Here is a 10,281-nt window from a genome sequence, read left to right on the forward strand (position 1 = left end):
CCCACACCCTCGCTCCACCTGCATCCCCCCGGCCACCGCACCGTCGGGCCGGCCACCACGCTGGACATCGAAAATTCTTTTCGGGCAGTTGATTTACTTCTAAAGTATCGCACTGCAACACCGTTAGCGATCCATACAAGAAGTCTCCCATCAGGGCGACCGCCAACCGTTCAGGAACCCCAGCCCATGCGTTTTCAAGACTTCTCCATCGGCAAGCAGATCCTGCTGCCGGCGATCGCAACCTTGCTGATCGTATTCGCCCTGATGATCGGCCTAAGCAGCCAGATGGCGGAACAATCCGCGCTGACTCGCGCCGAAATCGACCTCGGCAATCAGGCCAAGGTCATCATCGGTGCGCTCGACAGCGAATACGAAGGCGCCAAGTCGCGCGGCCAGCGGCAGCTGCACTTTCTGGAGCAGTATGTCGGCGGCACGCCGGTCATGACCGGGCAACTCGTCCCGACCGGTGATATCGATCTGCCGGAGATCAGTGTCAATGGCGTCGCCCTCAACGGCAACGTGATGCTGATGCAGCAATTCGTCAACCTGACCGGAGAGGACCCCACCGTGCTGGTCGTCCACCAGGGCAAGGTCTACCGCGCCGCCACCCTGCTCATCGGTGAGGGCGGACTGATGCTGGGCAAACCCCTGCCGGACGACGCCCCCGCGACAAAGGCCATCCTGCGCGGCGAGCTCTTCCAGGGGCTGGAGGTGCATGACGGCCGATACAGCCTGAACACCGTCAAACCCATTCTCGACATGAGCGGGCAGCCCGCCGGCGCCCTGTCGGTGCAGATCAACCTGGACAGCGAGATCGAACGCATCCGCAAACTCTACGGCAGCGTGGTGGTCGGCGAAACCGGCTACATCGTCATCGCCCGCCCCACCGGCAACCCCGACACCATTGGCGAGTTCATCGTGCACCCGCGTTTCGCCGGCAAGATCATGGGCGACATCCTGCAGGGCGACGCGCGCGAATCCGCAATCCGGAACATGGCAGCCACCGATGGCGTGCGCCGCTATCCCTGGCCCGATGGCGACACCATGCGCGAACGGCTGAGCGTATCGGCATGGTCGCACAGCTGGAACTTCCAGATCAGCGCCAGCAGCTGGACGGATGAGTTTCTGGCTGAAAGCCAGCGCTTGCGCTGGACGCTGGCCACCATCAGCCTGGTCGGTCTGGTGCTGATCGCGCTGGTCATCGGCTGGCTGGTGCGCAATCGCCTGGCACCGCTGGGGGGCGTGGTCGATGCCGTGGTCGCCCTCGGCAACGGCGACCTGCGTGTTCAGGTGCGCAATGCCAGCGCCCACAGCCACAACGAACTGACGCGGCTGGGCCACGCGCTGAACACGGCGGTCGACCAGATGCGCATCCTGGTCGATGAGATCGGTCGTGCAGTCGACGAGGTCGGCGGCTCGGCACAGCGGCTGGACCGGGGCTCCACCGGCCTGCTCGACAGCGCCAGCAACCAGTCGCAGGCCGCATCCAGCATGGCCGCCTCGATCGAAGAACTGTCGGTCAGCATCACCCATGTCGCCGACAACTCCCGCGAAGCCACTCGCATGGGCGAAGAGGCCCTGGCCGGCAGCCACGACGGCCATCAGGCGGTGGGCCGCACCACGCAGGAGATGGAATCCATCGCCACCGACATCCGCCATAGCGCAGACACGGTGCTTGCCCTTGGCGAACAGTCCAAACAGATTTCGTCGGTCGTGCAGGTCATCCGCGAAATTGCCGAGCAGACCAACCTGCTTGCGCTGAACGCCGCTATCGAAGCCGCCCGCGCCGGCGAGCAAGGCCGTGGCTTTGCGGTCGTCGCTGACGAAGTCCGCAAACTGGCCGAACGCACCGCCACCTCGACCCGCGAAATTGCCGGCACCGTGTCGGCCATCGTCAATGACACACAAGGCGCCGCCAACCGCATGGAAAGCGTCCGCGACCGTGTCGGCAACGGTGTGGAACTGGCCCGCCAGGCCAGCACCGCACTGGAGGTCATCGACGAACGCAGCACGCGCGCCGTGGATGTCGTGCGCGACATCGCCGCCAGCACCCAGGAACAAAGCGCCGCCAGCCAGGAAATCGCCCGTGCGGTGGAGCGCATTGCCCAGATGGCCGAGGAAACCACCGCCATCGCATCCCGCAACGCACAGGACGTCACCCAGTTGCGCGACGTCGCCAGCACCCTGCGGGACGCACTGAACCGCTTCAGACGCTGAGCTCCGCCAGCACGCGGCGGGGTCAGCCCGCCACGGCCAGGCGCGGCCAGTCCCAAGGTATCAGGACTAGAAGCTGGACCCAGGCAACTTCAGAAAGGCGATTTCTTCTGCACTCGAGGCCCGCCCAAGAATCGCGTTACGGTGCGGATAGCGGCCGAAACGGTCGACGATGGCCTTGTGCTGCAGCTCGTAGCGGTAGTTGTCTGGCGGTGCCCAGGCCTTGAACAGACGCTCGGCCTGGACGTGGATCAGCGCCGACTCGCTGTGCATGTAGGGCATCAGCAAGAAGGTACGCTGCATCGGCGACAGCTCGTCGAGCACCCCCAGCGCAACCGCCTCCTGCGCCAGCGCCAGGGCCATCGGGTCTTGCGCAAACGCTTGTGGCGTACCGCGATAGAGATTGCGCGAGAACTGGTCGAGTACGATCACCTCGGCCACCCGCCCCGCAGGCGTCGTCCGCCAGGCGTAAAGCTCACCCCGCGAGGCGGCCTCCAGCGTCGGCAGAAAACGTTCGCGCACCTGCGCATCGAAGGCCGGATCGGCCACCCACCACTGCCTGGGCTCGATCTCCTCAAACCAGAAAGCCAGCACCTGCTCATGCATCGCGCATCCTCCCGTTCCGTGACCGATACCCGCCTGGCGAACCAGTCCCGTTGCCGATGTTACGGATTGCCAATGGCCGTATTGACCTTGCCGCGATCCACATATTGTTCGAATCCGCTGATCGCGCCCTGTACCGCCGTGTTGGTCATCAACTCCTGCATGGCAAGTTGTCCCAACACCTGAAACCCCAGCTGCAAGGCCACCGAACCGCCCGTCTTCATTGCCGCACGCACCTCGGTCGCGCAGGATTCGGCAATCAGGCGGGTGAAGATCGCCGCCGTCGAACGCGACGCCTGCTCGAACTCGGCCGTACTCGCCTTGGCCAACGGCTTGATCTCGGGATGCGCGGCCATGGACAGGAACATCCATTTGGACAGATCCTTGCGCTCCTTACCCGTGGTGTTGTCCCCCAGGCACTGCCCCAGCGCGGCAATCTCGGCGTTCTGCTGCGCCCCCGCCACCAAGGGCATACCGGCGATCGCCAGCGCAATCCATACCTGCTTCAACATGACGGTTTGACTCCAGATGTGACGATGTCCGGGCAGACTGCCCGATACATCAAGCCGTGGCAAACTCGAAGACAGCCGTTTGATCGATTTCACATCAAATTGGCATTGCACACGAGCAATTCGCCGCCCTACCCCACGCCCAGCTCATGCCGGATTCCATTGTGCGAGATGAAGCAGAACACCTACCGGATCCCAGACATACGTCACCAGTGCACCGTAGGGTTCCAGCTTGGGCTGCGCCACACGTGCCCCGGGGAATCGCCCGGATTTGAGTAGATCCGCAATCGCCGCATGGCAGTCGGCGGCATCCTGCACCGAGATATGCAGCATGCTGTTCTCTGCCCATTCCTTGGTGTAGTAGCGCTGCAGGTAAAACCGGTATCCGGCAAGATTGAACAACGCCAGATTGTCGTCGGACCACTCCAGCTTGCAGCCCAGTTCGGTGTAAAACTGCTTGGAAAGTTCGAAATCCTGCGATGGCAGAAATGCTCGAACATCCGTGACTTGGAGATCAATCACGCGTTTCCCCTGTAGGCCTGGCACTGCGGCTTACAGGCCGCGCAAAGGCCGTCTCCTGCGGCATCGCTTCAGGTTGCACGTACTGCGCAAGCCACACAGTGTGACGCCCACAGTCTGGATCCTCGGCCATATGATCCAACACCTTGAAACCCTGTGCAGCAAGGAGAGTGCCGTACTCTTCAGGCGCAAGGCTTGCATGATATAGCGCCTCACCCTCGAACATGCCAATTGCTTCACCGTGCCCCGGGCCCGTCGTGAATAGCAAGGGCGCATCAGGTGAAGCATGCTCACGGAAGATGGCAAACATGGCCCTTTGGTCCGCGTGCGAAAGATGAAAGAAGCTGTCCCAAGCAATCACCCCGTCAAACTGACGACCCATCGACAGCGTGCGCATATCAGCCAGCACCCATTCCGCCTCCGGAAAGCGGCTCCGACACTGCGCAATCAGGGTTGGCGACGCATCGACGCCAACAACCGTAAACCCACGCGCCAGGAGATAGCGGGCGATCGGTTGCCCCGATCCGCACCCGAGATCCAATATCGCCCCCCCCGAAGGCAGCCGCGCAACAAAACGCTCCATCCACGCGCGTTCGATCACAAGGTCGGCGGATCGAGCGCGATCCCAGGCCGGAGCATGGCGTTCGTATAAACCAATGATTTCATCTGCTGCTGAAGACATCATGTTTCCTTTCTGATGAGCACAGTGCGGCCCAAGCGCCTTGCCGGCGGGGTGCTGCTCAAATGATGGGCAAGGGATGAGTGATTCCACCGTCGCCGTAGGTGCCGATCACTTGGGCAATGACAACCTGATAGCCATTGAGCCAGCGAGACTGGCGCTGCTTGGCCTGGATGTGCGATGGGTGCTCCATGAGCGCCTGCAACGCCTCCATGGACTCCCAGTAGTACACATTGGAAACGTGGCCGGTTTCGTTGTTCTCCCAGGCCTCCTCACCGAGGTAGCCTGAGAAGCCTTTTTCATTCCGGAACACCGCTTATTGAAAGTTGGACATCGCTTTTTCGATAGATTCAAGTGCTTGATGAATTGCACAAGTGACTGTTGGCGAAACCATTTCTTACTCGCTAGAGCTGCGACATGGCTGCACACCCATTTTTCATTTTACTGCCGAATTACCACCATCAGAAAACAGCGCCGCCCCGGTAACAAAACTCGACATTGAACTGGCTAGAAAGAGCGCAGCAGAGGCGATTTCTTCGGGTTGGGCGATGCGTTTCATGGCGTGCAGCCCGGCAGCCCATTCCTTCTGGCTAGAGTCACCGGCCATTGCTGTTTCCGTACCGCCGGGCAACAGGGCGTTGGCTCTAATTCCTTGATTAGCATAGTCTGCCGTGATGCCTTTAACCAAACCCATGAGAGCGGCTTTCGAGGTGCCATAGGTTGCCATGCCGGGCAGACCCACGCTGGTGCCGACAAAACTGGACGTAAAGATGATGGAACCACTACCACGCTTGAGCATAGCGGGAATCTGCGTGCGAGCGCCTAAATAGGCAGCCGTCAAGTTGGTGTCCAGCGTTTTCTGCCATTCTTGTAGCGAAACGTCTGCAAGCGGTTTGAGCGGCCCAACCATGCCAGCATTATTGACTGCAATGTCAAGGCCGCCAAATTCACGTATTGCTGCAGCAATGCACTGCTCATGGGTATCAGCTTGCACTATGTCACCGACGATAAAGCAAGCATGTCCGCCCTTGCCACGGATGTCATCGGCAACTCTTTCAAGCTCGCCCCTGTTCCGCGCAGTCAGAACAACGGCAGCGCCTTGTGCCGCAAACATTTGAGCGATAGCACGTCCGATACCGGAAGAAGCTCCCGTAATTATGGCAATTTTCCCGTTGAGTAAGGTCATGTTTCAGCTTCCATTTATGGAGATGGAAGTGCAACGATAGACGAGCATGTCGTGCAAAGCGACCCGTTTCTTGCGATTAAATTGAATGCTGCGGCAACAGCGGGCTGTGTAATGTTCGTTATGGAACGTGTGAATCCATGAGGGCCAACTTCAAAGCCTGGGGGCACGACGCTTGCCGCGCGCCCCTTGGAGCGCAGTGTTAGACCACGCCATGTATTCACTGCATTGAATGGAGGCCAATCATATTGCCTTCGGTATCGACAACCATCGCAATAAAGCCGTGCTCACCAATGGACATCTTGCCTTTGAAGACTTCTCCTCCATGCGCTGCCGCCCGTTCAGCCTCTACTGAACAATCCTCGCAGGAGAAATAAACCAGTGTACTACCACCAGAAGGGCATCCTGCCATTTTCACCAGAGCCCCTGCTGCACCTGAACCTTCCATTGACATCGGAAACGCCCACATCTCCATTTCAGGGAAACTGTTGGGGTCAGGATTTTTCAGCTCTTCTAATGCACCTTGAAACACAGCTTCGTAAAACGCCTTCGCACGGGGCATGTCCTGAACGTAAATCTCAAACCAAGCAACCGGATTGCTTTTCATGGTGTTTCTCCTTTACAGAACAAGTTGTGAAGAGATCTAATCGGGATAGGAAGCCACCTCACGCCGCCTGCCTCCCACACCACCGAACATAGGATCACGCATCTGGCGGCTCAATGAATAACGGTTCATCTCACGCTGCCAGCTCAGGCAGCCCTATGATCAGGAAGGTACGGCGTGGCAATGCCAGCGCCAATGCTGGCGTTCTGCTGCGCCCCGCCACCAAGCCCAAGTCCGGCAAGGCGCACCCCATGCCGGCCGACTATCGCATGGTATGACGCTGGCAAATATAGCAGCGGCTTGATGAGCACCCGATGAGCAGCCAGCATCGCGCGCCGCAACACGGAGCAATGCCCCTTGCGACACTCAATGCCTGCGCTCTATCAGCGCTGCAAGCGGAGCCGGCAACAAGCCCCGCAGTGCGTGCGTGATGGTCGCCTCATGCCTTTGCCAGACGATACCGGCATAGATGACACCCAGGCCGATCGCCGTCAGCGCAAAGGGGAAAAGCACGCTGTCTTCGAACACATCGTAGGCCAGATGCCCAAGGTAGCCCGCCGCCCCCAGCCCGCCAAACACGGCAAACACCCGGCGCGACAACACCGCCCCCACCATGATCATCACAAGGTTGATGCACAGATACAGGAATTTGCCGAGCTCACTATCCGAGTTCATCATCGACAGACCGCCCCAGAAAGCCGTCGCGCCAAACAGGTACAGCCAGAACGCATAGTCCTTCGCGCTCCGCGTCCGGATATCCACCCAGAAGGCCAGCAGCACCATGAGCAGGCCAAACCACAGTGACACGAGCTTGCGCAGCTCCCAGACCATGCCGGCATCACCAGCAAGAAAGGGGGTCAGGTCCATGCTCATGTACCAAAGCGTCACCGCGACAGGCATCACCAGAAACGGCAAACGGTAACGCCACAGCATGATGACGCCGCTCGCCAGCGTGGCGAACTCCATGAACAGCCACCGCCAGTCGATGCGCGTATGGTAGCTCCGGAAAACCGCCCCCTCCGGCCACCACCCCAGCGCAATCTGCAGACCATAGACCGCCAGTGGAGTAAGGGCCACGACAAAAGCCGCCGTGATGCCCGCCGGAATCGGCAAACCGCGGCGATTCAGGAAGTACTCGGTCAACCATAACCCGGCCCCCGCATAGGTCACTGCAATGGCAAACAGGCCCCACCCACCGAAACGCTCCCAGCCCAGCGTCATGAACAGGCTCATCGCTCCGATGGCCAACATCCCACCCAGGTAATAAAGGATGTGGGTGAAACGGAAGCTCGGCGTATCCTGCCCGCGATCACTCAGAAACTGCCACAAGCGCACGGCCTGCTGCTCACTGAGCAAGCCCTGTTGTACGGCATCCTGCAGATGTTCACGATCCAGATTCATGCACATACCCCATGTTGGCAAACGGGTGTTGGCGGCGCAATCGAACAGCCATGAACGTCTAGCGCCCAGAGACGCAGGACAATCCGCCGAGGAGCATACCGTCCCTACTTCCGGATTCTGGCCCCAAACACGCCCCATGCGGCCAAGGCACGCGCCGCAAACACGCCGCTGAACATCCCAAGCAACAGGCTGACGCCGCCAATAAACCCCGGATGAACAACAACATCAAGGCTGCGCGCCGACGCGTAGCCAATCACGTACTTGGTCGCGAAAATCGCCATCATCAATACCAGCGGCCACCAACTGCCCTGAACCCGCAAAACCCCCGGCGCCACCGGCTGCGCCGACGACGGCAAGCAACGCGCGCCCACCACCGCAACACCCCCCGCCCCCATCACCCAGGCCAGGAATGGCACCAACGCCACGCCAAAAGCGGACGCCACGCCATACAAGGACAAAGCCACCATGGCGACCGGAAGCAGCAGAAACCGTTGCCGACTGACGGTTCTGGTCCGGCTCTGCTGGTAGCCAAGTGCAAGAAGTACAAAGAAGACGGCAAACACCCACACAGGCGTGCGGGCCAGAATGTCGAGAAGGTTGGGCTGCGTCATGTATTGATATCCGACCCCGCGCGGCGCAGTCACTTGCCCGCCAGGCGGATCCCCAAGTGGGTAGGCATTGGCATTCTACCGACCTTTAAGCCGAGCAATGACTTCGGCATCACCAAGCCCCGCCCCCACCCACACGACAACCTTCGACGCACCTGCACCAACAGCCAGTTCGCGAAACACGCGCTCTTCAACCTGAGACAACCCACCTTCAATGTTCTCAAGAGGGTGAATGACGACGGCGGTCGTCCAGGCAAAACCAGCGCCTCGTGCTTCGGCAAGCGCATGTTTCAGACATGCCTGAGCCGCGGTGAAATCGCCAATGAGCATACGCGGATGCGAAAAACCCGGGCTCGCACGCCTTTCTACCGTGCGCGCATCATCGATGTTCCGCACATGGACTCGATTCTCGCGGATCTGAACGTAAAGCGTTTTTTTGAACATCGAAGGACCTTGAATCCCAGCGCGATTAGTTGAGTAACGTGCCATCAAACGTTCCAGCCCACTTTCACCGGTTCATGTCATGGCTTGCTTCGCGATCATGGCATGGCCTTAACCGCCCGGAGGCGATGCCTTGCCCGCCAAGGGATGAGTGATCCCACCGTCGCCGTAGGTACCGATCACTTGGGCGATGACAACCTGATAGCCATTGAGCCAGCGAGACTGGCGCTGCTTGGCTTGAATATGTGATGGGTGCTTCATGAGCGCCTGCAACGCCTCCATGGACTCCCAGTAGTACACATTGGAAACGAGGCCGGTTTCGTGGTTCTCCCAGGCCTCCTCACCGAGGTAGCCTGGAATGGACTTGGCGATCTGGGCGATGACATTATCCAAGGCGTAAAACTCGTCATCGTACTGACCTTTGGCGAAAGTGAACGTAGCGGTGTACATGCGTTTGAAATGTAAGCGTCTAATGTGGGAGTCACCAGCGTTGCGCGACACAATCGCAAAACCTCTGGCAGACCGGAAAGCTGGGCATCTTGATGTCAGTACGCTGAACAAGCGCGGCGATATACGTACATTAACCCGTACATGTACGGAGACCTGAAATGGACGCAATGACCTACACCGCTGGTCGTGCGAACCTCACCAGCGCCATGGACCGGGTTTGTAATGATCACGAAGCGTTGATTATCACCCGCAACGGCGAGCAAGCCGTGGTGATGCTCTCACTTGAAGACTACAAAGCGCTTGAAGAAACCGCCTATCTGTTGCGCACCCCGGCTAATGCCAAGCGACTTCTGTCAGCAGTTGCCCAACTGAATGTCAGCAAAGGCACTGAACGGGAACTGGCAAAGTGAAGCTGATTTTTGCCGATGAGGCATGGGAAGACTACCTCTACTGGCAAAAGCAAGACAAACGCATGGTTGAACGGATCAACAAGCTGATTCATGAGACGCAACGTGACCCCTTCGCCGGAGCAGGAAAGCCGGAAGCATTGAAGCATGCGCTGTCAGGTTTGTGGTCACGCCGCATAACAGACGACCATCGCGTGGTTTATCGTGTTGAAGGAGATGCGCTCCTCAAGAAAACAGGGGACAGACCAGAATGGCACTAAGTTAAGCCCTCGTAGCACGTTTGGCGCAACATGCCATTGGCGTATCGTGAGATAATCTGGCATGACAAATGCCACGCTCTTTCTGCCCGGTTTTCACCTTGCCACCCTGCGTCGGAGACCGCGTTCGGCGGCCCGGCGACTGGCCGAAGAGAAGGCCCGGATTCGTCAGCACTCGATCAGCGAGTTCGGCGATTGTTTCGGGCATTTCATACCGACAAAGACGCTGGAGAACGGGCCGGATGGCGCCTTCAGCCGGCGCCGGCTGTTCAGCAAGGAGAACACGTTCTGGGCTTTTTTCTCGCAAGTTCTCGACGCTGACGGCGGGTGCCAGGAAGTGGTTCGCAAGGTTCAAGCCTTGGCCGCGACCCGATCAATGCCGGTGCCATCAACCTCAACATCGGCG

The 10,281-nt window shown here is 59.4% G+C and carries 15 protein-coding genes; 4 read left to right on the top strand and 11 right to left on the bottom strand.

Features of this window, described 5'->3' with window-relative positions; genetic code table 11:
• Window positions 1–186: 186 nt before the first annotated feature.
• On the top strand, window positions 187–2,217 hold the full coding sequence (locus DNK49_RS07035; protein ID WP_110523607.1) for a methyl-accepting chemotaxis protein: 2,031 nt from the start codon (window positions 187–189) through the stop codon (window positions 2,215–2,217).
• 66 nt (window positions 2,218–2,283) lie between these two features.
• On the opposite strand, the gene DNK49_RS07040 is transcribed toward DNK49_RS07035, so the two are convergent.
• The 11 genes from DNK49_RS07040 to DNK49_RS07090 all read right to left on the bottom strand — a co-directional run bounded on the left by DNK49_RS07040 (window position 2,284) and on the right by DNK49_RS07090 (window position 9,211).
• Window positions 2,284–2,820, bottom strand: a complete 537-nt coding sequence (locus tag DNK49_RS07040; protein WP_110523608.1) for a DUF924 family protein — start codon at window positions 2,818–2,820, stop codon at window positions 2,284–2,286.
• Between the two features lie 59 nt (window positions 2,821–2,879).
• Window positions 2,880–3,329, bottom strand: a complete 450-nt coding sequence (locus tag DNK49_RS07045) for a hypothetical protein (protein WP_110523609.1) — start codon at window positions 3,327–3,329, stop codon at window positions 2,880–2,882.
• Between the two features lie 144 nt (window positions 3,330–3,473).
• On the bottom strand, window positions 3,474–3,848 hold the full coding sequence (locus tag DNK49_RS07050; protein ID WP_110523610.1) for a VOC family protein: 375 nt from the start codon (window positions 3,846–3,848) through the stop codon (window positions 3,474–3,476).
• Window positions 3,841–4,530, bottom strand: coding sequence for a class I SAM-dependent DNA methyltransferase (locus DNK49_RS07055; RefSeq protein WP_207806902.1), 690 nt, complete (start codon window positions 4,528–4,530; stop codon window positions 3,841–3,843). Before DNK49_RS07055 ends, DNK49_RS07050 begins: the two co-directional genes overlap by 8 nt.
• Window positions 4,531–4,585: 55 nt before the next feature.
• The gene (locus DNK49_RS07060; protein ID WP_207806903.1) at window positions 4,586–4,837 is read right to left on the bottom strand and encodes an antibiotic biosynthesis monooxygenase family protein; all 252 of its coding nucleotides are present in this window, start codon (window positions 4,835–4,837) and stop codon (window positions 4,586–4,588) included.
• Between the two features lie 123 nt (window positions 4,838–4,960).
• Complete coding sequence (locus DNK49_RS07065) at window positions 4,961–5,710, bottom strand: SDR family oxidoreductase (protein ID WP_110523612.1); 750 nt, start codon at window positions 5,708–5,710, stop codon at window positions 4,961–4,963.
• Between the two features lie 217 nt (window positions 5,711–5,927).
• Window positions 5,928–6,314, bottom strand: a complete 387-nt coding sequence (locus DNK49_RS07070; protein WP_110523613.1) for a VOC family protein — start codon at window positions 6,312–6,314, stop codon at window positions 5,928–5,930.
• A 363-nt stretch (window positions 6,315–6,677) separates the two neighbouring features.
• On the bottom strand, window positions 6,678–7,712 hold the full coding sequence (locus tag DNK49_RS07075) for a DUF2157 domain-containing protein (protein WP_110523652.1): 1,035 nt from the start codon (window positions 7,710–7,712) through the stop codon (window positions 6,678–6,680).
• A gap of 104 nt (window positions 7,713–7,816) precedes the next feature.
• Window positions 7,817–8,323, bottom strand: a complete 507-nt coding sequence (locus DNK49_RS07080) for a DUF6622 family protein (protein ID WP_110523614.1) — start codon at window positions 8,321–8,323, stop codon at window positions 7,817–7,819.
• Window positions 8,324–8,398: 75 nt separating this feature from the next.
• Window positions 8,399–8,809 (bottom strand): hypothetical protein, encoded by a 411-nt coding sequence (locus tag DNK49_RS07085; RefSeq protein WP_133255094.1) that lies wholly within the window; start codon window positions 8,807–8,809, stop codon window positions 8,399–8,401.
• 63 nt (window positions 8,810–8,872) lie between these two features.
• Window positions 8,873–9,211 (bottom strand): antibiotic biosynthesis monooxygenase family protein, encoded by a 339-nt coding sequence (locus tag DNK49_RS07090; RefSeq protein ID WP_110523616.1) that lies wholly within the window; start codon window positions 9,209–9,211, stop codon window positions 8,873–8,875.
• Window positions 9,212–9,369: 158 nt separating this feature from the next.
• Here DNK49_RS07090 and DNK49_RS07095 point away from each other — a divergent pair, with 158 nt between their 5' ends.
• From DNK49_RS07095 to DNK49_RS24380, 3 genes are all read left to right on the top strand, one after another.
• On the top strand, window positions 9,370–9,621 hold the full coding sequence (locus DNK49_RS07095) for a type II toxin-antitoxin system Phd/YefM family antitoxin (protein ID WP_110523617.1): 252 nt from the start codon (window positions 9,370–9,372) through the stop codon (window positions 9,619–9,621).
• Complete coding sequence (locus DNK49_RS07100; protein ID WP_110523618.1) at window positions 9,618–9,878, top strand: Txe/YoeB family addiction module toxin; 261 nt, start codon at window positions 9,618–9,620, stop codon at window positions 9,876–9,878. Before DNK49_RS07095 ends, DNK49_RS07100 begins: the two co-directional genes overlap by 4 nt.
• 61 nt (window positions 9,879–9,939) lie before the next feature.
• A partial coding sequence (locus DNK49_RS24380; protein ID WP_207806904.1) for a hypothetical protein occupies window positions 9,940–10,281 on the top strand: 342 nt, incomplete at its 3' end.

The sequence above is a fragment of the Parazoarcus communis SWub3 = DSM 12120 genome (assembly GCF_003226565.1).
Lineage (GTDB): Bacteria > Pseudomonadota > Gammaproteobacteria > Burkholderiales > Rhodocyclaceae > Parazoarcus > Parazoarcus communis.

Coding starts and splice junctions, on each gene's coding strand:
- DNK49_RS07095 (WP_110523617.1), top strand. CDS start 9,370: ATGGACGCAATGACCTACACCGCTGGTCGTGCGAACCTCACCAGCGCC.
- DNK49_RS07055 (WP_207806902.1), bottom strand. CDS start 4,530: ATGATGTCTTCAGCAGCAGATGAAATCATTGGTTTATACGAACGCCAT.
- DNK49_RS07065 (WP_110523612.1), bottom strand. CDS start 5,710: ATGACCTTACTCAACGGGAAAATTGCCATAATTACGGGAGCTTCTTCC.
- DNK49_RS07040 (WP_110523608.1), bottom strand. CDS start 2,820: ATGCATGAGCAGGTGCTGGCTTTCTGGTTTGAGGAGATCGAGCCCAGG.
- DNK49_RS07045 (WP_110523609.1), bottom strand. CDS start 3,329: ATGTTGAAGCAGGTATGGATTGCGCTGGCGATCGCCGGTATGCCCTTG.
- DNK49_RS07035 (WP_110523607.1), top strand. CDS start 187: ATGCGTTTTCAAGACTTCTCCATCGGCAAGCAGATCCTGCTGCCGGCG.
- DNK49_RS07080 (WP_110523614.1), bottom strand. CDS start 8,323: ATGACGCAGCCCAACCTTCTCGACATTCTGGCCCGCACGCCTGTGTGG.
- DNK49_RS07075 (WP_110523652.1), bottom strand. CDS start 7,712: ATGAATCTGGATCGTGAACATCTGCAGGATGCCGTACAACAGGGCTTG.
- DNK49_RS07085 (WP_133255094.1), bottom strand. CDS start 8,809: ATGGCACGTTACTCAACTAATCGCGCTGGGATTCAAGGTCCTTCGATG.
- DNK49_RS07090 (WP_110523616.1), bottom strand. CDS start 9,211: ATGTACACCGCTACGTTCACTTTCGCCAAAGGTCAGTACGATGACGAG.
- DNK49_RS07070 (WP_110523613.1), bottom strand. CDS start 6,314: ATGAAAAGCAATCCGGTTGCTTGGTTTGAGATTTACGTTCAGGACATG.